Origin of the sequence: Brevibacillus gelatini (assembly GCF_050920745.1) — a bacterium.
Lineage (GTDB): Bacteria > Bacillota > Bacilli > Brevibacillales > Brevibacillaceae > Brevibacillus > Brevibacillus gelatini.
This window is the reverse complement of the sequence record NZ_CP154342.1, coordinates 2,651,153-2,674,151: the sequence shown is the minus strand read 5'-3', so window position 1 is coordinate 2,674,151 and position 22,999 is coordinate 2,651,153. Positions and strand designations below refer to the sequence as shown.

Annotated in this window: 24 protein-coding genes; all 24 read left to right on the top strand. The window is 52.3% G+C overall.

The window, feature by feature from the left end:
• The first annotated feature begins 6 nt into the window (after positions 1-6).
• Positions 7-483 carry a chemotaxis protein CheW gene (locus tag AAFJ72_RS12765; protein ID WP_122903393.1) on the top strand — a complete coding sequence of 159 codons (477 nt, stop codon included), beginning with the start codon at positions 7-9 and terminating at the stop codon, positions 481-483.
• A 5-nt stretch (positions 484-488) separates the two neighbouring features.
• A complete protein-coding gene (locus AAFJ72_RS12760; RefSeq protein ID WP_122903394.1) occupies positions 489-1,115 on the top strand; it encodes a chemotaxis protein CheC in 627 nt (208 codons plus the stop codon).
• Entirely contained in the window at positions 1,102-1,587 is a 486-nt protein-coding gene (locus tag AAFJ72_RS12755; protein ID WP_432774219.1) for a chemotaxis protein CheD, read from the top strand. Before AAFJ72_RS12760 ends, AAFJ72_RS12755 begins: the two co-directional genes overlap by 14 nt.
• Positions 1,588-1,589: 2 nt before the next feature.
• Positions 1,590-1,979 carry a hypothetical protein gene (locus tag AAFJ72_RS12750; RefSeq protein WP_432774218.1) on the top strand — a complete coding sequence of 130 codons (390 nt, stop codon included), beginning with the start codon at positions 1,590-1,592 and terminating at the stop codon, positions 1,977-1,979.
• Between the two features lie 16 nt (positions 1,980-1,995).
• Positions 1,996-2,784, top strand: a complete 789-nt coding sequence (locus tag AAFJ72_RS12745) for a FliA/WhiG family RNA polymerase sigma factor (RefSeq protein ID WP_122903397.1) — start codon at positions 1,996-1,998, stop codon at positions 2,782-2,784.
• 34 nt (positions 2,785-2,818) lie between these two features.
• Positions 2,819-4,234 (top strand): DUF342 domain-containing protein, encoded by a 1,416-nt coding sequence (locus tag AAFJ72_RS12740; RefSeq protein ID WP_432774217.1) that lies wholly within the window; start codon positions 2,819-2,821, stop codon positions 4,232-4,234.
• Between the two features lie 39 nt (positions 4,235-4,273).
• Entirely contained in the window at positions 4,274-4,615 is a 342-nt protein-coding gene (locus AAFJ72_RS12735) for a hypothetical protein (RefSeq protein WP_432774216.1), read from the top strand.
• 38 nt (positions 4,616-4,653) lie between these two features.
• Positions 4,654-5,169: a DUF6115 domain-containing protein gene (locus tag AAFJ72_RS12730; RefSeq protein ID WP_432774215.1), complete on the top strand. Its 516-nt coding sequence runs from the start codon at positions 4,654-4,656 to the stop codon at positions 5,167-5,169.
• The gene (locus tag AAFJ72_RS12725; RefSeq protein WP_432774214.1) at positions 5,162-5,818 is read left to right on the top strand and encodes a DNA polymerase III subunit gamma/tau; all 657 of its coding nucleotides are present in this window, start codon (positions 5,162-5,164) and stop codon (positions 5,816-5,818) included. Before AAFJ72_RS12730 ends, AAFJ72_RS12725 begins: the two co-directional genes overlap by 8 nt.
• A gap of 194 nt (positions 5,819-6,012) precedes the next feature.
• On the top strand, positions 6,013-6,723 hold the full coding sequence (rpsB, locus tag AAFJ72_RS12720) for a 30S ribosomal protein S2 (RefSeq protein WP_122903402.1): 711 nt from the start codon (positions 6,013-6,015) through the stop codon (positions 6,721-6,723).
• A gap of 112 nt (positions 6,724-6,835) precedes the next feature.
• Entirely contained in the window at positions 6,836-7,723 is an 888-nt protein-coding gene (gene tsf, locus AAFJ72_RS12715; RefSeq protein ID WP_122903403.1) for a translation elongation factor Ts, read from the top strand.
• A gap of 157 nt (positions 7,724-7,880) precedes the next feature.
• A complete protein-coding gene (gene pyrH / locus AAFJ72_RS12710) occupies positions 7,881-8,603 on the top strand; it encodes a UMP kinase (RefSeq protein ID WP_122903404.1) in 723 nt (240 codons plus the stop codon).
• A 2-nt stretch (positions 8,604-8,605) separates the two neighbouring features.
• Positions 8,606-9,163 (top strand): ribosome recycling factor, encoded by a 558-nt coding sequence (gene frr / locus AAFJ72_RS12705; protein ID WP_122903405.1) that lies wholly within the window; start codon positions 8,606-8,608, stop codon positions 9,161-9,163.
• Between the two features lie 68 nt (positions 9,164-9,231).
• Positions 9,232-10,002, top strand: coding sequence for an isoprenyl transferase (locus AAFJ72_RS12700; RefSeq protein ID WP_122903406.1), 771 nt, complete (start codon positions 9,232-9,234; stop codon positions 10,000-10,002).
• Between the two features lie 17 nt (positions 10,003-10,019).
• Positions 10,020-10,805, top strand: a complete 786-nt coding sequence (locus tag AAFJ72_RS12695) for a phosphatidate cytidylyltransferase (protein WP_432774213.1) — start codon at positions 10,020-10,022, stop codon at positions 10,803-10,805.
• A gap of 39 nt (positions 10,806-10,844) precedes the next feature.
• Positions 10,845-11,993 carry a 1-deoxy-D-xylulose-5-phosphate reductoisomerase gene (locus AAFJ72_RS12690; protein ID WP_432777191.1) on the top strand — a complete coding sequence of 383 codons (1,149 nt, stop codon included), beginning with the start codon at positions 10,845-10,847 and terminating at the stop codon, positions 11,991-11,993.
• Between the two features lie 42 nt (positions 11,994-12,035).
• Positions 12,036-13,307, top strand: coding sequence for an RIP metalloprotease RseP (rseP, locus tag AAFJ72_RS12685; RefSeq protein ID WP_122903409.1), 1,272 nt, complete (start codon positions 12,036-12,038; stop codon positions 13,305-13,307).
• A 50-nt stretch (positions 13,308-13,357) separates the two neighbouring features.
• A complete protein-coding gene (gene ispG / locus AAFJ72_RS12680) occupies positions 13,358-14,440 on the top strand; it encodes a flavodoxin-dependent (E)-4-hydroxy-3-methylbut-2-enyl-diphosphate synthase (protein ID WP_122903410.1) in 1,083 nt (360 codons plus the stop codon).
• Positions 14,441-14,483: 43 nt separating this feature from the next.
• Positions 14,484-16,232 (top strand): proline--tRNA ligase, encoded by a 1,749-nt coding sequence (locus AAFJ72_RS12675; protein WP_432777190.1) that lies wholly within the window; start codon positions 14,484-14,486, stop codon positions 16,230-16,232.
• A 99-nt stretch (positions 16,233-16,331) separates the two neighbouring features.
• Positions 16,332-20,636: a PolC-type DNA polymerase III gene (locus AAFJ72_RS12670; RefSeq protein WP_432774212.1), complete on the top strand. Its 4,305-nt coding sequence runs from the start codon at positions 16,332-16,334 to the stop codon at positions 20,634-20,636.
• 165 nt (positions 20,637-20,801) lie between these two features.
• Complete coding sequence (gene rimP / locus AAFJ72_RS12665) at positions 20,802-21,260, top strand: ribosome maturation factor RimP (RefSeq protein ID WP_432774211.1); 459 nt, start codon at positions 20,802-20,804, stop codon at positions 21,258-21,260.
• A 45-nt stretch (positions 21,261-21,305) separates the two neighbouring features.
• Positions 21,306-22,397, top strand: coding sequence for a transcription termination factor NusA (gene nusA / locus AAFJ72_RS12660; RefSeq protein WP_122903414.1), 1,092 nt, complete (start codon positions 21,306-21,308; stop codon positions 22,395-22,397).
• 2 nt (positions 22,398-22,399) lie between these two features.
• Positions 22,400-22,690 (top strand): RNase P modulator RnpM, encoded by a 291-nt coding sequence (gene rnpM / locus AAFJ72_RS12655; RefSeq protein ID WP_005834172.1) that lies wholly within the window; start codon positions 22,400-22,402, stop codon positions 22,688-22,690.
• Complete coding sequence (locus AAFJ72_RS12650; protein ID WP_432774210.1) at positions 22,687-22,986, top strand: YlxQ family RNA-binding protein; 300 nt, start codon at positions 22,687-22,689, stop codon at positions 22,984-22,986. Before rnpM ends, AAFJ72_RS12650 begins: the two co-directional genes overlap by 4 nt.
• Positions 22,987-22,999 lie beyond the last annotated feature (13 nt).

The following is a 22,999-nucleotide window of genomic DNA, read 5'->3' as shown; positions in this document are numbered from 1 at the left end:
AGCCACATGCTCGATCAAAAAGAAATCGTAAGCGAAGTCAAAGTGATTGTGTTTCGGTTGAAGGATGAAGAGTACGGGGTAGAAGTCAATCAGGTGAAATCCATCGAGAAGCTGGAGCACATCACCCGTGTTCCACGCACGCCCCAGTTCGTCAAAGGGGTTATCAACCTGCGCGGAGTGGTCACGCCGATCATTGATCTCCGCAATCGGTTCGGGTTGGAAGAAAGTCTCTATTCCGAATCGACCCGCATCATTATCGTCGCAGTTGGCGAAGTGGAAGTCGGCTTGATTGTGGACGCGGCCAACGATGTCATCGACATTCCGGTCAATGCGATTGAGCCGCCGCCAGAGGTTGTGGGTGGCGTTGAAGCTGCTTACCTGCGCGGAGTAGCGAAGCTGGACAAACGACTTTTGATTTTGTTGAATCTCGATAAAGTATTGAGCACAGAGGAAATTAAACAGCTGGACTCAATTGAGGGGTAAAAAAGATGGCCTATTTCACAAAGTTTGGAGACTTCCAATTTGATGTTCTTCGGGAAATCGGGAACATCGGTGCTGGGCATGCCGCAACGGCTCTCTCCAAGCTGATGCAAAAAGAGATCGACATGAAAGTGCCGCAAGTCAACATCATTCCGTTTGACAAGGTGGCCGATTGTGTCGGTGGCGCTGAAGCGGTTGTCGTTACCGTCTTTTTACGAGTGGAAGGCGATTGTCCTGGAAGTATGTTTTTCATTCTCGATCTGGATTCGGCAAGACATCTGCTGGAACAAATCACGGGGATCAACAAGGATGTTTACGAATGGGAAGAGCTGGAAGTTTCAGCTCTTCACGAGATCGGCAATATTTTGACTGGGTCCTATCTCTCCTCACTGGCAGATTTCACACAGCTCAACCTGCAGCCTTCGGTACCTGCACTCGCTGTGGATATGGCTGGAGCGATTCTCAGCTATGGATTAATAGCGTTGGGTCAAGTGGGTGACTTTGCTCTCACGATTGACACCGCATTTTTTGAAGGCAACGAAAAAGTCAAGGGGAACTTTTTCCTTATTCCTGATCCTGAATCGCTTCCTATTCTATTTCGTTCATTAGGGGTTCCGTTCGATGGAGATAATTAAGATAGGTATGGCTGACCTCGGTGTAGCAAAGTCGCCGAGCAAGCTACGAACCACGGGTCTAGGATCTTGCGTAGGGGTTGTTCTCTACGATCACATCCATAAAATTGCAGGCATGGCACATGTTATGCTTCCTGAGTCCTCACTTGCGAAAAACGGGGAGGTGACGATCGGGAAGTATGCGGACACAGCGATTCCCCATCTGATTGACTTGATGGAAAAGGCTGGTGCCCAAAACCGGAATATCGTCGCCAAAATAGCAGGTGGAGCACAGATGTTCGCCTTTTTAGGAAACAGTGATACCATGCGGATCGGACCGAGAAATGTCGAGGCCTGCAAACAGGCTCTGAAAGAAGCTAACATTCGAATCGTGGCAGAAGATACAGGGGGAAATTGCGGTCGGACGATAGAGATGGATGCTGCCAATGGGGTTCTTCAGATCCGTACGGTAAATCAAGGTGTGAAGGAAGTATAAGAATGTTGGGAACCATTTGGATAAATGCAGGCATGGGGCTGGTCGCTTTTGTCATCACTTTTTGCACGGCACTTTTGAGCAATGTCTGGCTGGTCTCCTTGGAGCGGGCGGCCATTGCTCTGGTCGTATTTTTCCTTGCAGCTTTTCCGATCCGCTTTGTTCTGGCACTCGTCACACAGACACCAGTGCCGTCCGTGACAGCAGAAGGAGCAGAGGGGGCAAATGCTCCTCTGGATGAAGCCGGGACAGAGGCGAAGTCCACAGATCAAACGGTTGAGACAGTGGCAGACGAAGCATTTTCTCCGCTCTCCTTTACCAAGTTGGAGACGGTACCTCCTATAGAGAATCCAGCAACCGTTGCAGAGGTCGTTAGGCGCTTAACAGATGAGTAAAGGTTGGTGACTATTCGTGGCACGGCTAACCAGTCAGGAAAAAGCAAAAGAGTTCGATAAATGGGTCATGTGGAAGCAAGAGGGCAGTCGCGAGGCGGAAGTTGATCTCATCACCAAGTTTTTGCCGCTGGTGGACAAGGTGGCAAATCGGCTGGCGATCAATCTGCCGGCCAACGTGGACAAAGATGACTTAATCAGCTACGGACGATTTGGGTTGCTGGATGCTTTGGCCAAATTCGATCATACGCGGGGACTGCAATTCGAGACATATGCCATGTGGCGCATTCGTGGAGCCATGATTGACGGCTTGCGTGAAAATGACTGGATCCCTCGCACTGTTCGGGACAAGGCCAAAAAAATCGAAGAAGCGTACACCACCTTGGAACAAAAAATGCTGCGAATGCCAACCGATCTGGAAGTTTCCGAATATCTCGGGATAAGCGAAAAAGAACTGCAGCAGGTGTTTTTGGAAACCTCTTTGGCCAGCATGGTCTCGATTGATGAGGCAGTAGGGGAAGAGGATGAACAAAAGACCGCAAGACATTCCTACATCGTGGACGAGTTGACTCCACGGCCGGAAACGGTAGCAGAAGTCGGCAGTTTGAAAGAAGTGCTGGTCGGTGCAATCGACAAGCTTCCGGAGAAGGAAAGACTCGTTGTCTCCCTGTTTTACTTCGAAGAGATGACGCTGTCCGAAATCGCTGAAATCATGAGCTTGTCACCTTCACGGATCTCGCAGCTTCATTCAAAGGCTCTTTTTCGACTTCGTTCCGCCTTGTCGAGATGGAAGTCGCAATTGATGTAAACGCATTGTACCCAAGCTTGAGAGGGGAGAAGGTATGGAAGGGATCGAGAATTACAGTTTAGAGGTCAAACTTTCAGCAGATAAACTGGAGGCTGAAATCGTGCTGAAAGTCGCTGAAGAAGACCTCGACAACATCGTGCTCAGGGATGAGGACGTCTATAGCGCACTGCAAACGAACCAAGTGAAGGTGGGCATTCTCGATGATGTCGTGCGGGATCTATGCGCATTCCCCAAGAAGTTCGCAAACGCCCGCATCACGATTGCGCGAGGGGTGGCTCCGGTTGACGGAACCGACGCCTTTATCGAGTACCCTTATTTAGAAAATGTTGCCAATGAAGGCGGGCCAAAAGAACTGGAAGATGGTCGAGTCGATTATTATAATATAACCAGCATACCGAATGTCGCCAAAGGACAGCTCTTGGCCCGCAAAATCCCGGCTACCCCTGGAACACCGGGGACGGCAGTTACCGGAGAGCCCATCGCTCCCAAAGCAGGGAAGGAAATCCACATCAAGCCCGGCAAAAACGTCGTGCACAACCAGGAGCGTACGCTTGTCTACGCTGCCATTGATGGACAGGTTTCCTTTACCGAGCAGGACAAACTGAATGTTTTTCCTGTCTATGATGTAAATGGGGATGTTGATTTTGGTGTCGGCAACATTGACTTTGTGGGAACGGTGGTCATTCGCGGGAACGTATTGAATGGGTTTCGGGTCAAGGCATCCGGGGACATCCGCGTACTGGGGAGCGTAGAAGGTGCCGAACTGTACGCGGGCGGATCGATTGAGATTAAAAGTGGCATCGTGGCCCAAGACAAAGGCATGATTGTCGCCGGACATGATATTCGTACATCGTTCATTCAAAATGCGAATGTGTCCGCCGGCAACGAAGTGATCGTGTCGCAAAGCATCATGTTCTCCAACGTGCGGGCAGGAAAGCAAATCATTTGCAATGGCCCGAAAGGCATTATCATCGGGGGAGTTCTGCAGGCGGGAGAAAAAATTGCCGCCCGGGTGTTTGGCAACAACAGGGCAACGCCTACCATTTTGGAGGTAGGGGTGAAGCCGGAGTTGCGCCAGGAGCTTGCCAACATTCAAAAAGATTTGCAAAATGTGTACGAAAATTTACGCAAAACGGACCAAGGTCTTGGTGTCATCAATCAAATTTTGCATACGGGCAAGGAGCTTACACCTGAGAAGCGGCTCATGCAAATCAAGCTGACCAATACACGACTCGTCCTGGAAAAGGAATGCAAACAGCTCGAAGCCCGCAAGAAGGATTTGGAAAACGAGCTGAAAGGGGAAACCCCTGCCGCCGTAGAGGCGTACCATGTCATGTACCCGGGAATCAAGATGACATTCGGCAAGCTCGTTCATTTCGTCAAGCACGAGTACCCCCGGACGCGATTTATCGTCCTCGATGGGGAAATCAGTACCGCAACACTCATCTGAATGCCGGAATCCTGATGGCGAGGAAGGGAGTTGGGCTGTATGAGTTTGAAAGCGGTTGAATTGCAGGTAGCGCTGCCACGAACGCTGGAGGTCAGCCGGATTCAGGAGCACCAGCAACAACGCTCCATGCACGAAGCCCAGGCGATGATCGATCAGCGCAAAGATTTGGACGCGCATATGCGGCAACGTCCGACGAACGTCGACGAAACGCAAAAAAACCAAATTCGCGAGAGGGAGCAGGAACAGCGGCAGAGGCAGGAGGAGCAAGCGCACAGCGGGCCTGCCGAAGCAAATAACGATGCAGCAAGTGAGCAAAGCTCCCCTTCCTCTGTCTCCATGCGAGATCCCATGCGCGGACGCTTTATTGACATATCCCTATAACAGGAACAAAAGACAAGCCAGAACTAAAGGTGACCAACATGGACCAAGTGTATCTCATCCTCATCGGAACAGGAATCATCATGATGCTGCTTGCCTTTTTTCTTCAGAAAAAGACGCCGGATGATGCTGTCGCCCTATCGACACAGCGACAGACAGACAAGGCAGAAACGGAAAAAAGCCTGCAACGGTTAAGCAAGCAGTTCAAGCAGGAAATCGCCCTTCTTTCTGCCGAATGGCAAGAAACAAGGGCTGATTTGCTTTACGAAATCGATTTTTTGAAAAAGAAAGTCGAGCAACTGGAGCAACAATGGAACGAACGAGCGGCCCATGCACAAGCGGCCGTCTCCGCCGAGCAGACGCAACCAACAGCACTGCCTGCAGAAGAGGATGTCGATATGCTGGCGCTGCGCGAGCGCTATCGTCGTGTGTTCGAGTTGAGCCGGGAAGGGCTCTCTCCTGACGAGATTGCCAAACGACTGGGCGCAGGCCGCGGGGAAATCGACCTCATTTTCACGCTGGCGCAAAAAAACGAGCGAGGTCTTGCCGATGCGTAAACGTGAATTGTTATTTGGATTCGGAGCAGGCCTGGTTGTGGCAGCCTCCCTCATCGGCCTGACAGCACCGAAAAGCGAGGTGCCAGAGGCAGCAGTTACAGAGGAAGAAATCAAGCAGGCGGCAGCCAAACTGCAAATGGTCGTGCTCACGCCGGAAGAATACAAGCAATGGCAGGAAGAAAAAAAGGTCAACGTACAGCCGGCACCAAGCGCACCAAAAGCTCCGACAGCGCCTGAACTGCAACAGACGAAGGCCCCGGTGAGCGCGCAGCCAAAAACACCCGTGTCAAGTGAAGTAAAACCTCCCAGTGTCGAGAGTGTGGCCCAGCCATCTCCTGCTCTCGAGGCGTCCAGTCAAAGCGCCACGCCAGCAACAGCGCCAACCAAGACTGCAACCCCACAACCGCCTGCTGTGGAGGCACCTGTAGCGAAGAAAACCGTTTCCTTCACCGTGCCTTACAAGGCGACGGCAGAAGGGGTTGCGGCTACCCTTGTAAAAGAAGGAATCCTGCCGGAAAACAACAAGTTGGTGGAGCAACTGCGCTCAATGGACAAGCTGAACCGCATCCGGGTAGGGACTTACCAGGTTTCGGTACCTATTTCGGAGGAAGAGATTGCCAAGCTCATCACGACACCGCCGAAGAAGTAAGGCGGTATTTTTTTTGCAAAAATATTGGAATTGGTTTGTTGCAATTGAAACACCCATATGATATATTCATTTACGGTGTTGAAATCGCACGTCCACCAATTCCGGCAATGGTGCTGCCACTGGCAGAATTGCTTGGAACATGCGGTGTGGCGGAGGTAGGCATCAAAAAACCACTTTTGAAGGAGGTGTGAAATATGGCAGTAATTTCGATGAAACAACTGCTCGAGGCTGGTGTACACTTCGGTCACCAAACTCGCCGTTGGAACCCGAAAATGGCTCGCTATATCTTCACCGAACGTAACGGAATCTACATTATCGACCTGCAAAAAACTGTGAAAAAAGTAGAGGAAGCGTACAACTTCGTGCGTGAACTCGCTCAAGAAGGCGGAAAAGTGCTCTTCGTAGGTACGAAGAAACAAGCACAAGAATCCGTTAAAGAAGAAGCTGAACGCACAGGTCACTACTACATCAACCAACGCTGGTTGGGTGGTACCTTGACAAACTTCACAACGATCAAAAAGCGTACCGCTCGCCTCGCTGAGCTGAAACGCATGGAAAACGACGGTACTTTCGACGTACTGCCTAAGAAAGAAGTTATCGTTCTGCGCAAAGAAATGGAACGTCTGGAAAAATTCCTTGGCGGTATCGCTAACATGGATAAATTGCCAGATGCTCTGTTTGTCATCGATCCTCGCAAGGAGCGCATCGCTGTAGCAGAAGCTCGCAAATTGGGTATCCCAATCGTTGCAATCGTAGATACTAACTGCGATCCAGATGAGATCGACTACGTGATCCCAGGTAACGATGACGCAATTCGCGCTGTGAAACTGCTCACTGCAAAAATGGCGGACGCTCTCTTGGAAGGAAACCAAGGAACAGAGCAAGAAGCCACAACAACTGCGTAAGCAAGTGTGTAAAAGGGTGGACTGAGGGTGTCAGAGCCCCCGTCCATCCTTTTTTTCTTCAAAAGGCATTGGTAATTTGTAGATCGTAACTTTCCAAGGAGGTTTCACTTACATGGCAATTAGTGCACAAGCGGTTAAAGAACTGCGCGAGCGTACAGGCGCAGGTATGATGGATTGCAAACGCGCGCTGGAAGAAACAGCGGGCGACATGGAAAAAGCAATTGACCTGCTCCGTGAGCGCGGTATCGCAAAAGCAGCGAAAAAATCCAGCCGTATCGCAGCAGAAGGTTTGACAGCTACAGCGGTTGCCGGCAACGTGGCAGCAGTAGTGGAAGTTAACTGCGAAACAGACTTCGTTGCGAAAAACCCTGAGTTCCAAGCACTCGTAAAAGACATCGCTGAACATGTTGTATCCCAACGTCCTGCAACTGTAGAGGAAGCGCTGGAGCAACCGTTCAAAGGTGCTGGCGACACGCTGGCACAAGTTATCAATGAAAAAATCGCGACAATCGGGGAAAACATCACCTTCCGTCGTTTTGTTGTATCCGAGAAATCCGATAACGGCGTATTCGGTACTTACCTGCACATGGGCGGTAAAATCGGCGTGCTGGTAACACTCGAAGGCACACAAAACGAAGCACTGGCAAGAGATCTCGGTATGCACGCTGCTGCTGCAAACCCTCGCTTCGCTAACCGTGAAGAGGTTTCCCAAGACGAGATCAATCGCGAGCGCGAAGTTCTGAAAAACCAAGCGCTGGCTGAAGGCAAGCCTGCCAATATCGTGGAGAAAATGGTCGAAGGCCGCCTCTCCAAATTCTTTGAAGAATACGTAATGGTTGAGCAACCATTCGTAAAAGACCCTGACAAGAAAGTATCTGCCCTGTTGAAAGAAGCAGGTGCTACCTTGAAAGAATTCGCTCGCTTCCAAGTCGGCGAAGGCATCGAGAAGAAACAAGAAGACTTCGCAGCCGAAGTAATGGCTCAAGTGAATAAGCAGTAATAAAGGAATAGGGAACACCTTCGTGTTCCCTATTTTCAAAGCGAGAGTTTCACTACATGTGAAACTCTCCTGCACGTAAAAAGCAAGTGTGCCGAAGCTTTTCAGAAGGAATGCAGTCAAGGCACAGAGAATGATTCATGAATGGAGGCCGTTTCACATGCCACTTCCTGCCTATAAACGTGTTGTGTTAAAGTTGAGTGGGGAAGCACTGGCGGGGGACCTTGGGTACGGAATCGACCCGAAGGTGATTTTCTCCGTAGCAAACCAGATCAAGGAAATCGTAGAATTGGGAGTACAAGTCGCCGTAGTCGTCGGTGGAGGCAACATTTGGCGCGGACTTTCCGGAAGCTCAAAAGGAATGGATCGGGCTACTGCCGACTACATGGGGATGTTGGCCACGATTATGAACTCCCTCGCCCTGCAGGATGGGCTGGAAAAAGTGAACGTCCCGACTCGTGTCCAAACCTCGATTGAGATGCGACAAGTGGCCGAGCCATACATACGCCGACGCGCCATTCGCCATCTGGAGAAAATGCGCGTAGTCATTTTCGCTGCCGGAACGGGCAACCCTTATTTTTCTACAGATACGACGGCTGCCCTGCGTGCTGCTGAGATTGAAGCAGAAGTCATTTTGATGGCGAAAAACAAGGTCGACGGGGTCTATTCCGCTGACCCTAGCCTGGACCCGAATGCGCAGAAGTACGACCAACTGACATTCCTGGAAGTCCTCAACAAAGGACTGGGGGTTATGGATTCGACCGCATCGAGCTTGTGCATGGATAACAGCATCCCACTCATCGTGTTTAACATTTCCGAAGAAGGCAATATTCGCCGGGCAGTAATGGGCGAGAAAATCGGTACTCTAGTGAAGGGGGAATAATCATGCCACAAACAGTGCTCAAAGACATGGAAGATCGTATGAATAAAGCGATCCTCGCTTTGAAAAAAGACTTGTCCAGCCTCCGTGCAGGCCGTGCGAACCCAGCGATGCTCGACCGCGTGCTGGTGGACTACTACGGTTCACCAACACCGATCAGCCAGCTCGCGAACATCAGCGTTCCTGAGCCACGCATGCTGACAATCCAGCCGTGGGACAAAAGCGCACTGAAGGAAATTGACCGTGCGCTGCAGCAGTCTGACCTGGGGATTTCTCCATCCAATGACGGGGTTATCATCCGTCTGGTCATTCCGCCGCTTACAGAAGAGCGCCGCAAAGAGCTCGTGAAGCTTGCCGGAAAAAGTGGCGAGGAAGCAAAGATTGCCATCCGCAACATTCGCCGCGATGCAAACGACGAGATTAAAAAGCTGGAAAAAGCAGCAACCATCTCCGAGGACGAATCCCGTCGCCATCAGGATACGATCCAAAAATCGACCGACAAGTTCATTGCGGAAATCGACAAGATCGTAAAAGAAAAAGAAAAAGACATCATGGAAGTATAATGATTAGGGCGATCCCCCTCATTTGAGGGGGATGCACGTCTATATCTCTCATTACGGGGGAACACTTTATGTTAGAACATCTGGCGCGCAAATGGAGCCGCAAGGAAAAACAATCGGTACCAGCCGAGTTGGATCGTTCCGGAAAAATCCCGCAGCATGTCGCGGTGATTATGGACGGCAACGGTCGTTGGGCCAACATGCGCAATTTACCCCGGGTCGCCGGGCATCGAGCAGGCATGAAAACGGTAAAGGAAGTCGTAAAAGCTGCTGACGAGATCGGCGTGCGCTACATGACGATGTACGCTTTTTCTACAGAAAATTGGAAGCGACCACGGGACGAGGTCGATTTTCTCATGAAGCTTCCGCAGGAATTTTTGTCGACAGAATTGGATGAATTGGTCGAACGGAACGTGCGCATCCGCATGCTCGGCAGCAAGGAAAAGCTCCCGGCGCATACGCTGAAGGCTCTGCATGAAGCAGAAGAGCGCACGTATGAAAATCAAGGCCTTCAATTGTGTTTTGCCTTGAATTACGGAGGCCGCGACGAGATTGTCAAGGCGTTTTCCGTGTTGGCATCGAAAGTAAAAGCGGGAGAACTCGATCCGGAAGCTCTGGATGAAGAAGCGGTTTCCCGTTATCTGTATACAAGCGATATTCCGGACCCTGACCTCTTGATACGCACCAGTGGAGAGATTCGCTTGAGTAACTTTATGCTTTGGCAATTGGCTTACACAGAATTGTGGTTTACGGATGTGCTTTGGCCTGATTTTACCCGTGAACACTTTTATCAAGCGATTGTGGAATACCAAGGCCGAGCTCGTCGCTACGGGGCGGTATAGCCGAGAGGTGGAATCAGTTGAAGCAACGAATCTTAACAGGCCTGATTGGTGGAGCAGCTTTTCTGTTTCTTATCTACCTGGGTGGAGCCTGGTACTCACTATTGGTGTTTTTGCTGGCCGTCATAGGCCATTTTGAATTTATGCGGATGGCTGGCATTCAGCCATTTCACGTGGCAGGGATACTCGGCTACGCGCTCGTGGTCAGCTTGCTCTGGCCGTCGCTCGCGTTTGCGGAATGGCTGGGCATCAGTATGCCGGATCTGATGCTGCCTGTCCTCCTGCTTTTGTTGATTTACTCCGTTTTGCGGAAAAATCAGTTTCACATTGAACACGTCGCCCTTACGCTGGTGGGGGCGTTATACATAGGCTTCGGTTTTACATACATGGCCGCTGCCCGCAATCTGCCCGATGGACTGATGCTCACCGTGCTGGTGATCGCGGCGATCTGGTCGACGGATTCGGGAGCCTATTTTGTCGGGAAAGCAATCGGCAAGCGCAAGCTGTGGCCGGAAATCAGTCCCAATAAAACGGTCGAAGGGGCGCTGGGCGGCTTGGCATCGGCCATCCTGGTCGTCGTCATCATCAATGCAAGCTTCGGCAGCTTGTCCTTTGACAAGGCGCTCGAAATTGCGCTGGTAGCCGGTGTTGTCGGGCAGCTGGGCGACCTGGTAGAGTCGGCGTTCAAGCGCCATTTTCACGTGAAAGATTCAGGACAGCTCATCCCCGGACACGGCGGCGTGCTGGATCGATTTGACAGTTTTTTGCTTGTCTTTCCGGTTTTGCATCTGCTAGGTATCGTCTGAAGACTGGTGCATATAGAAGAGATATAGAGGGTGAAATCAGTGAAAAAAATAGCGCTCTTGGGTTCAACCGGCTCGATTGGAACAAGCACGCTGGAAGTGGTGGAACAGCATCCCGAAGAGTTTTCTGTCGTTGCCATGGCAGCAGGGACGAATGTGGAACTGCTCGCCCGGCAGGTGGAAAAGTTTCAGCCAGAACTTGTCTCCGTGGGGAACGAGCAGGCGGCTGTCCAGCTTCGCGAGCGACTGGGCAGCGGATACAAACCCGAGATTGTCTGCGGTTCAGAAGGGCTTGAGCTGGTTGCCCGCCATGAATCCGCCAGCATGGTCATGACCGCAGTCGTTGGCAGTGTAGGGGTCGGCCCTACACTCGCGGCGATCGAGGAAGGAAAAACGATTGGGCTTGCGAACAAGGAAACGCTGGTGAGCGCAGGCCCCGTCGTCATGAAGCGGGCGAAGGAAAAGGGCGTGGCCATCATCCCGGTCGACAGCGAGCATTCCGCTGTTTTTCAATGTATGCAGGGAGAGCGGGCAGAAGATGTGGCGAGGATCATTTTAACGGCATCAGGCGGTTCTTTTCGCCATCTGAGCCGCGCGGAACTGCAGCAGGTGACGGTAGAAGAGGCGCTGGCGCACCCGAACTGGAGCATGGGCGCAAAAATTACCATTGACTCGGCTACGATGATGAACAAAGGCTTCGAGGTAATCGAAGCCCACTGGCTGTTTGATTTGCCGTACGAACAAATTGACTGCGTGCTGCATTATGAAAGTATCATCCACTCTATGGTAGAATACAAAGACCGGGCTGTCATGGCGCAGTTGGGTACTCCGGACATGAAAGTGCCGATCCAGTACGCCATGAGCTATCCTTGCAGAAAAAATCTGACTACGGAACCTCTTGATCTGGCCAAAATTGGCTCGCTTCATTTTGCTGCCATGGATTTTGAACGCTATCCTCTGCTACAATTGGCTTATGAGTGCGGGAAAGCGGGGGGCACGTATACCGCTGTCCTGAATGCAGCCAATGAAGTCGCTGTCGAGCTTTTCCTGAAGGGGGCCATTTCCTTCCTCGACATCGAAAAGGTCGTCAGACGAACGTGTGAGGCGCATGAAGGCGTACATAATCCCGAACTGGAAGAGATTTTTGCGGCTGATCGGTGGGCGCGCACGCATGCGCTTGCGTCCGTTTAAGAAAACTGGATGTAGACACTCCAATGAAAGGTGGCTGTTCACTTGCCTTTTCCCAACATGGATTCCGTTGAATCAATTCTCGCGATCGTCGTCGTTTTTGGTGCGCTCGTTTTCGTGCATGAGCTGGGACACTTTTTATTGGCCAAAAGAGCAGGGATACTTTGCCGCGAATTTGCGCTGGGAATGGGGCCAAAGATTTTTCGCGTGAAGCGGGGAGAGACGGAATACACCCTTCGCCTCCTGCCCATCGGGGGGATGGTCCGCATGGCGGGCGAAGACCCTGAGATGGAAATGTTGAAACCGCACATGGAAGTAAGCCTGGAGCGGGACGCATTAGGAAAGGTAACGCATTTTTTGCTGGATGGACCAGGGAACGCTTCGGCTCGGGCGATTACCGGTACGGTTGTTCGCTTTGACCTGGAAAAAGATTTGTATATCGTGCTGGATGTAGGCGGGGAAGAGCGGCAGTTTTCCGTGCATCCCCAGGCGCAGCTGGTTAAAGATGGACAAGAGGTGCAAATCGCGCCTTTGAACCGACAGTTTAAAGGCAAGACGATCTCGCAGCGCTTCTGGGCCATTTTTGCCGGGCCTTTTGCCAACTTTCTGCTGGCGTTTGTGCTGTTTATCGCGATCGGACTATTGTACGGGGTGCCAAAAGACATTCCGTATCTGGGCGAGGTCAGAGCAAACGGTCCGGCAGCTCAGGCGGGCTTGATGCAAGGAGACAAGATTATCTCCATTCAGGGGCAGCCTGTGTCTTCCTGGAAAGAAATCGTCCAGATCATCAGCCAGTCGCCGGGCAAGGAAATGCAGTTTGAATACGAGCGAAACGGACAACGCAACACCGTTTTGGTCAAAGTAGGAAAAGACGAGAACAATGTCGGCAAAATCATGGTGACGAATCCGCTGACGTATGCACCGGGAGAAGTGCTGAAGTACGGCGCGACATCCACCTATGAATTTACGGCGATGATATTGAAGAGCTTGGGAATGCTCTTTACCGGCTCGGTAGGGCTTAACGACCTGAGCGGTCCGGTAGGGATCTTCAAGATGACCGGGGAGTTCGCCCAGCAGGGCATGGCGATTTTGATGAAATGGGCAGCCGTTCTTTCCATCAACCTGGGGCTCATCAATCTGTTGCCGCTTCCGGCCCTCGACGGCGGGCGCCTGGCGTTTATTGCAGTCGAAGCGCTGCGCGGGCGTCCGGTTGATCCGCACAAAGAAGGCATGGTGCACTTTCTCGGCTTCGCCTTTTTGATGCTGCTGATTTTGGTCGTAACCTGGAACGATCTGCAACGGTTGTTCTTCCAATAACGTACTACCATGTGGAGTAGAAAAGAAACAAAATTAAAGGATGGTGCAAAATGTACAAGCGCGAGGAGACGAAACCGGTTTTTGTGGGAGACGTGCAAATCGGTGGCCAAAAAAGCGTAGTAATCCAATCAATGACGACAGCAGACACGCGTGATGTAGAGAAGACACTGGCCCAGATTCAACAGCTTCATGACGCCGGTTGCCAAATTGTCCGCCTGGCCGTCATCAATGAGGATGCAGCCCGCGCCATCAAAAAGATCAAGGAGCGTTCCCCGCTGCCGCTTGTTGCGGACATCCATTTTGACCACAAGCTGGCACTGATTGCGCTGGAGAGCGGCATTGACAAAATTCGGATCAATCCCGGAAACATCGGTTCCAGGGAAAAAACAAAGCGCGTCGTAGAAGCTTGCCGCGAGCGCAATGTGCCGATTCGCATCGGGGTAAACTCCGGTTCCGTTGAAAGAAGGCTGCTGGAAAAGTACGGCTACCCTTCACCGGAAGCGATTGTCGAGAGCGCAATGGACCACGTGGAAATTTTGGAGGACTTGAATTACGATAATATCGTCATCTCTCTGAAATCTTCCGACGTGCCGACGATGATCCAGACCTATTCGCTGATGGCGCAAAAGCGCAACTATCCGCTGCACGTAGGAGTGACAGAGGCGGGGACCCAGTTTTCCGGCGCAATCAAATCTTCCGTCGGAATCGGGACGGTGCTGTCGATGGGCATTGGTGACACGATCCGCGTATCGCTGACGGCAGATCCGGTGGAAGAAATCAAGGTGGCGAAGCAAATTCTCCGCAGCCTCGATATTGTCAACAATGATCCTGTCGTGATTGCGTGCCCGTCGTGCGGGCGTTGTGCGATCGACTTGATTGGACTGGCGACAAAAGTAGAGGATGCGATCTCCACTTTGAAAGTACCGCTGAAAGTAGCAGTCATGGGCTGCGCGGTAAACGGGCCGGGTGAAGCGCGCGAAGCGGATGTCGGCGTTGCGGGCGGTAACGGCGAAGGACTGATTTTCCGCAATGGTGTCATTGTTCGGAAAGTGAAAGAAGATGAACTGTTCGAAGAATTGATGAAAGAAATTAACGAAATGGTCAACGAGAAAAACCCTACCAAGGTAGGCTGATCGTCGTTGATTGCTGACGAGGCATAAGGAGGACACGCACGTGTTGAAGCAAAGTCAAATGTTGATTCCTACCTTGCGGGAAGTGCCTGCGGATGCGGAGATTGCCAGCCATAAGCTGCTGCTCCGCGCCGGCATGGCCCGCCAACTGGCTTCCGGAATTTATACGTACCTGCCATTGGCGCTTCGTACCCTGCACAAAATCCAGGCCATTGTGCGTGAAGAGATGAACAAGGCAGGGGCCCAGGAGCTGTTGATGCCAGCCATGCAGCCTGCCGAGCTGTGGCATCAGACAGGCCGCTGGGATGTGTACGGCCCTGAGCTTGTGCGTCTGCGTGACCGTCACGACCGCTCCTTTGCGCTCGGACCCACTCACGAGGAAGTCATTACCAGCCTGGTTCGGGACGAGATCAACTCGTACAAAAAGCTCCCGATCAACCTGTATCAAATCCAGACGAAGTTTCGCGATGAAGTGCGTCCGCGCTTCGGCCTGATCCGTTGCCGCGAGTTTATCATGAAGGACGCGTATTCGTTTGATACGACCCAGGAAGGACTGGATCGCAACTTCCAGGCGATGTACGACGCCTACACGAACATTTTCACGAGGGTCGGCCTGAATTTCCGCGCGGTAGAAGCCGACGCAGGCGCGATTGGCGGAAAAGGCACGTACGAGTTCATGGCGTTGTGTGAGATCGGCGAGGACACGATTGCGTACTCCGAGGAAGGCGACTATGCGGCCAACCTGGAAAAAGCGGAAGTTGTGTACAAGCCATCGGCGAAGCCGGCTGTAGAAGCGCCAGCCCGTGAAAAAGTACATACGCCGGGGATTAAAACAATCGATCAGCTCGTCGAGTTTTTGAACGTCGAAGCGAAGCAGATCATCAAGAGCCTCATCTACCGCGTCGATGACAAACTGGTGATGGTGCTTGTGCGCGGAGACCACGAGCTGAATGAAGTGAAGCTGAAAAACTTGTACGATGCGACAATCGTTGGTCTGGCATCCGAAGCGGAAATCGTTTCCGTGACCGGAGCGCCTGCCGGATTTGTCGGGCCTGTCGGCATTGATGGCGAAAAAGTGGAAATCATCGCGGACAACTACGTCCAGGATGTATATGACGGCATCGTGGGCGCAAATGAGACCGACTACCATCTGGCTCACGTTGTGCCAGGGCGTGATTTTGCCGTTTCCCGTTTTGCTGACCTGCGCAACATTACCGAAGGCGACCAATGCCCGCGTACAGGCGGCGCAATCAAGTTTGCGCGCGGTGTGGAAGTTGGCCATGTGTTCAAGCTTGGTACGAAATACTCGCAAGCGATGGGAGCAACCTATCTGGATGAGAACGGCCGCAGCCAGCCGATGATTATGGGTTGCTACGGAATCGGCGTATCCCGGACGATTGCCGCTGTCATTGAGCAAAACAACGATGAGAATGGGATCATTTGGCCTGTCGCTGTCGCTCCTTTCCATGTACATGTAATCCCGGTCAATGTTAAAGTAGAGGAGCAGCGCCAAATCAGCGAACAAATTGCCGAGGCTTTGCAAAAAGCCGGCGTGGAAGTTTTGTTCGATGATCGCCCTGAGCGGGCCGGCGTGAAGTTCAAGGATGCTGACCTGATCGGTCTGCCGTTGCGTATTACTGTATCGGACAAAGCAGCGCAAGAGGGCACCGTCGAAGTTCGCGTTCGCAAAACCGGGGAAACAGTGAACGTGAAGGTGGCCGACCTCGTATCCGAAGTGAAAACGATGCTTGCTCGTGTAGACCATACCGGGGCAGCCCTGTTCGGCAACGAGTAACGTGCAGGATTGAAGAAAGATTTTGTCGAATTTTACGGGGTACTCCCCTGGACACAACGGGAGTACCTCTTTTGCTTGTTTTTGGGAGGGTGGAATACCGTGGACCGTTTACAAGAGCAAAAACAGCGCTTCTCTCTGCTGCTCAAGCAAATGGAAGTTCCTGACGAATGGGTCAACCGCTATTTTCTGGACGGACAGATCGACAAGCTTGAGCTTTACAAGCAAAACAAGGAATGGGTCTTTCATTTTACCTTGCCAAGGCTGTTGCCCGCAGACGCATATGCTGCGTTTACGAGGCGCCTGTCGCAAACCTTTTCCCACTTGGCAAAAGTCGACGCCAGATTCCGCTACAAAGAAAAGCCTGAGCTTGGCTTCGTGGTGGAAGAGTATTGGGACTTGCTGGTCGCAAGTCTGGAGCCGAAGCTCAATTCGCTCGCTGTCACGCTGCGTTCTGCCAGAAAGCAGGTCGAGCAGCAGGAAGTGAAGGTGTACTTGCCAACGGAAATGACGGTAGAAGTCGCCAAACGCAAGCGCGCTGACAATGAGCTGCTGGCCGCTTTTCAAAAGGCGACGGATTGCTCCATGCGCTTTTCCTTCCATGGCGAAGAGAGCGATGAAGCGTACCAAGCCTTTGTCGAGCAGCGCAACGAGGAAGAGCGGGCGCTCGTAGAAGTCGTGATGACAGCCGCTGCCCAGGAAAGCAAAAATTCCGAAAAGACAGAAGCAGTTACCACCTTGATGATGGGCTACGAAATCAAGGACGACCCAATCCCGATTCGCGAAATTCAGGAGGAAGAGCGCCGCGTCGTCATCCAGGGTACTGTCTTCAACGTCGAGGTAAAAGAGTTGCGCAGTGGACGTCATCTTTTGACGTTCAACGTGTCGGACTACACAGACTCCCTGACCGTGAAGATGTTTTCCCGGGACAAGGAGGACGTCAAGATGCTGGAGGCGCTCAAGGACGGCATGTGGGTCAAGGTGCGCGGAAGTGTACAGCATGACACCTTTATGCGTGAGCTGGTGATGAACGCCAACGACCTGAACCAGATCGAGCAGGTCATCCGCCGGGATCAGGCAGACGAAAAACGCGTCGAACTGCATTGCCATACCCCGATGAGCGCATTGGATGCAGTGGCTTCGGTCAAGTCGCTGATTTCCACGGCGGCCAAATGGGGGCACAAGGCGATTGCCATCACCGATCACGGGGTGGTGCAGGCGTTTCCGGAAGCGTACTCCGTCGCGAAAAAACATAACATCAAGTGCATCCTTGGCATGGAGGCGTATGTGGTCGAGGATGGAATCGACATCGTCTACAACCTGAACGCCGATAACAACCAGCCGATTGACGAGACGACCGAATACGTTGTCTTCGATACGGAGACGACAGGTCTGAACGCCGCCGAGCATACCATTATCGAGATTGCGGCGGTCAAAATGAAAGGGACGGAAATCGTCGATCAATGGACCGAACTGATTGATCCGCAACTGGAGATCGGTCCGAAGACAACGGAAATTACCGGGATTACGAACGACATGCTCCGCGGCAAGGACACGATTGACATCGTGCTGCGCAAGTTCAAGGAGTTTACCGGAAATGCGGTGCTTGTGGCGCACAATGCGGAGTTTGACAAGGCGTTCATCAATGCCTGTGCGAAGCGGATTGGCATGGAGCCCTGGAACAATCCGTTTCTCGACACGCTTCCCCTGGCGCGGATGTTGTATAAAGGGATGCGCAACTACCGACTGGGCACGCTCGCCAAAAAGTTCAATGTCGAGCTGATTAATGCGCACAGGGCACTGGACGATACAGTCGCTCTCGCGCATGTGTTCCAGCAAATGCTCAAAGACGTCAAGGAAGCGCAAATCAAAACGCTTGCCGAGCTGAACGAGAAGAGCAACGAAGAAGCCGATTACAAGAGCGGACGTCCTTTCCATGCGACGATTCTCGTGCAAAACAAGGCGGGGCTGAAAAACTTGTACAAGCTCGTCAGCCGTTCGCATGTGGAGACGTTTTTCCGCTGGCCGCGCATTCAACGCAGCCAGCTGACCAAATTCCGCGAAGGCTTGCTGATTGGAACCGCGTGCAAGGAAGGCGAGCTGATGCAGTCGATTCTGCGCGGCAAGTCGCCGGAAGAGCTGAAGGAAGTCGCTGCTTTTTATGATTTTCTGGAAATTCAACCGCTCGACCATTACACGCCGCTGCTGCGCAACGAAGAAATACCTTCGCTGGAGACGATGAAGGGCTACCATCAGCTGATTGTGGAGATCGGAAAGGAATTGGGCAAGCCCGTCGTAGCGACAGGAGATGTGCATTTTCTCAATCCGCAGGATGAGATTTTTCGCGATGTCTTTTTGCTGTCAAAAGGCGACCCGACTGCCGGGAATCAGCCGCCCTTGTATTTCCGCACGACAGATGAAATGCTGGAGGCGTTTTCCTATCTGGGCGAAGAAGTGGCAAAAGAAATCGTCGTGACAAACACAAATGCAATGGCAGACATGATCGAGGACGTCAGCCCGATTCCTGACAAGCTGTACACTCCGGTCATCCCTGGCGCTGACGACGAGCTGCGTGAAATGTGCTACAACAAGGCACGGATGCTTTACGGCGATCCGTTGCCAGAGCTGGTCGAAAAGCGTCTGGAAAAAGAGTTGAACAGTATTATCACGCACGGTTTCGGCGTGATTTACCTGATCTCGCAGCGGCTGGTAACGAAGTCGCTGCAGGATGGATACCTGGTCGGCTCGCGTGGTTCGGTCGGTTCTTCTTTTGTCGCGACGATGTCGGATATTACCGAGGTGAATCCGTTGCCGCCGCACTATCGCTGCCCGAATTGCAAGCACAGCGAGTTTATTACCGACGGCTCGATTGCCTCCGGCTTCGACTTGCCCGACAAGGATTGTCCACAGTGCGGCACCAAATACGCCAAGGACGGGCAAGACATTCCGTTCGAGACGTTCCTTGGCTTTAAAGGGGACAAGGTTCCTGATATTGACCTGAACTTCTCCGGTGACTATCAGCCGCGAGCGCACAAGTACACGCAAGAGCTTTTCGGCGAGGACTACGTGTACCGCGCGGGAACGATCGGTACGGTTGCGGAAAAGACAGCGTACGGCTACGTCAGAAAGTACGCCGACGAGCGCGGACTGACGCTGCGCAATGCGGAAATCGCGCGCATCGTCAACGGCTGCACAGGGGTAAAAAGGACGACAGGACAACACCCTGGCGGGATTATTGTTGTACCGGACTACATGGAAATTGAAGACTTTTGCCCGATTCAGTATCCGGCAGATGACAGTGAATCCGAGTGGCGTACAACGCATTTCGACTTCCACTCGATTCACGACAACCTGCTGAAACTCGATATTCTCGGGCACGACGACCCGACCGTCATTCGCATGCTGCAGGACTTGACCGGGATGGACCCGAAAACGATTCCGCTTGATGACAAAAAGACGATGTCTATTTTCAGCTCGACGGAAGCGTTGGGCGTGACACCGGAGCAAATCCGGACGAACATGGGCACACTCGGCATTCCCGAGTTCGGGACCAAGTTCGTCCGGCAGATGCTTGAAGACACGAAGCCGACGACGTTTGCCGAGCTGGTCCAGATTTCCGGTCTGTCCCACGGTACGGATGTATGGTTGAACAACGCGCAGGACTTGATTCGCAACGGAATTTGCAAACTGCCTGATGTTATCGGTTGTCGTGACGACATCATGGTGTATTTGATCTACAAAGGGCTGGAGCCGTCCCGTGCCTTCAAAATCATGGAGTCGGTGCGAAAAGGGAAAGGTGTGCCGGAAGAAGATCAGGAAGAAATGCGCAAAAACAACGTGCCGGAATGGTACATCCAGTCTTGCCAGCGCATCAAATACATGTTCCCGAAGGCGCACGCTACGGCGTACGTCATGATGGCCGTGCGGATCGCCTACTTCAAGGTGCATCGTCCGCTGGAATTTTACGCGACGTACTTTACCGTCCGCGCCGACGACTTCGACATTCCGCTGATGGTCAAAGGCTCGGCGGCCATCCGGCAAAAAATCGAAGAGATTGAGGGCAAGGGTCACGACGCACAGCCGAAGGAAAAAGCACTGCTCACCGTGCTGGAAATGGCTCTGGAGATGGTAGAGCGCGGTTTCCGTTTTGCCAACGTCGATCTGTATGAATCAGACGCCACCCGCTTCCTGATTAAAGGCGACTCGCTGATTGCGCCGTTCAACGCTTTGCCGGGGCTCGGAACGAACGCCGCGATCAGCATCGTGCAAGCGCGGGAGGAAGGCGAATTTTTGTCCAAGGAAGATCTCTTGGCCCGCTCACGCATCTCCAAGACCATTCTGGAGTATTTGGAGGAGCAGGGCGCACTGAAAGGTCTGCCAGAATCAAACCAGTTGTCGCTGTTCTAGGGCAGCGAGAGCGGGCAGCCCTATCCAAAGGTTGTCAGCGGAGGGCTGTTATGCTATAATTTTTTTGGAAATACTGGTTTTATACGCACGTCAGATCGAGAGTGGGGAAACCCACTCTTTCTTTCTGGCTGCATTCCATGGTTCAAAGGTAAAGGAGGTACTTGCTTGAGCAAGGTAACGGGCATCGTCACCGAACTGGTCACGCCCATTGTTGACGAATTGGGTTTGGAACTGGTTGACATCGAGTACAAAAAGGAAGGCAGCAACTGGTTTCTGCGCGTGTTTATCGACAATGAAACTGGCAACATCGACATCGATGACTGCGGCCTTGTCAGCGAGAAGCTGAGTCAAAAACTTGACGAAGTAGATCCGATTCCGACTGCATACTTTTTGGAAGTATCATCGCCGGGTGCTGAGCGTCCGTTGCGCAAGGATAAGGATTTTACAAAAGCTGTCGGCAGACACGTGCACATTACAACCAAAGAGCCGATAGAAGGAGCAAGCCTGTTCGAGGGCGAACTGATATCGTACGAGGATGGCAAACTTACCATTAAGGAAGCGAAAAAAACGTACGTGATTTCCCAGGAGCAAATTGACACGGCACGCATGGCAATCGTCTTTTAGACGTTTGCAGCCGGTGGGTAAGTAAAGGAGGAGGCAACAAAAGTCATGAACGGCGATTTTATCGAGGCTTTAGAAGCCATTGAGAGAGAGAAAGGCATCACCAAAGACGTGCTGATCGAGGCCATCGAAGCGGCGCTTATCTCTGGATACAAACGTAACTTCAATTCGGCCCAAAATGTGCGGGTGGATGTAAATCGTCATTCAGGTATGGTTCGCGTGTTTGCACGCAAAAACGTGGTGGAAGAGGTTTTGGACCCGCGTCTTGAGATTTCTCAGGAAGCAGCCCAGGAAATCGATCCGAATTACCGACTGGACGATATTGTGGAGATTGAGGTGACGCCTCGCGACTTCGGGCGCATTGCCGCGCAAACCGCAAAGCAAGTAGTGACCCAGCGCATTCGCGAAGCAGAGCGCGGCCTTATCTACAGCGAGTTCATCGAGCGTGAAGACGACATCATCACAGGGGTCGTTCAGCGTATGGACGCCCGCAACTATTACATCGATCTGGGCAAAGCGGAAGCGGTTATGCCGATCACCGAGAAAATGCCAACCGAGGAGTTCAAGTCACAAGATCGGGTGAAGGCATACATCATTAAAGTAGAAAAAACCACCAAGGGACCGCAAATCGTCGTTTCCCGTACCCATCCGGGTCTTTTGAAGCGCCTCTTTGAGCTGGAAGTGCCAGAGATTTACGATGGTGTGGTTGAAATCAAATCTGTTGCTCGTGAAGCAGGCGATCGCTCCAAAATCGCTGTCCATTCAATCAATCCGGACGTAGATCCTGTAGGAGCATGTGTAGGGCCAAAAGGCATGCGCGTACAGACAATCGTCACGGAGTTGAAAGGTGAAAAGATCGACATTGTTCGTTGGTCCGAAGATCCTGCCGAGTACGTGGCAAACGCGCTCAGCCCGGCAAAGGTGCTGCACGTAGATGTCAACCTCGCAGAAAAAGTAACCCGCGTCATCGTGCCGGATTACCAGTTGTCGCTTGCGATTGGCAAACGCGGACAAAACGCTCGTCTCGCTGCCAAGCTGACCGGCTGGAAGATCGACATCAAGAGCGAGTCTCAGGCAGAGCAGGAAGGTATCGACTACCCGAAAGAAGTAGAGGGCGATGAAGGAGTCGACAACGAATAGTCATGAAGCAAAAAAAGATCCCTTTGCGCAAATGCATTGTTTGTCAAGGAATGTTTCCGAAAAAGGAATTGATCCGCGTAGTCCGGACACCCGCTGAGGAAATTGTCATCGACCTGACGGGAAAGGCGGCGGGCCGCGGTACCTATGTATGTCGGCAGGAAAGCTGTTTGAAGCCGGACGCGTTCGCATCGGGAAAATGGAAAAAAGTGCTGGAACGTGCCCTGAACATGTCCATCTCCGAAGAAAAGTATGATGCTTTCCGCGAGAAATGGCTGGAGATGATGGGACGATGATCCCTCAAGCAGCTCAGCTGCTTGGTATTGCGATGCGCGCGCGCAAAATCGTGACCGGGGAGGAATTGGTTATTACGGCTGTCCGCAACGGCCAGGCCCGGCTCGTTTTGCTCGCCTCAGACGCATCTGACAATACTGCGAAAAAAGTCAAGGATAAATGTTCCTATTACGGGGTCTCATGTGTAACCACAGGCGACCGATATTCATTGGGACACGCAATCGGAAAAGATGGGCGCGTTACCGTGGCGGTGACCGATGGGAAGTTGGCTGAGAGCATTCAGCGTCTGCTCACCTAACTTGGAAAGGGTG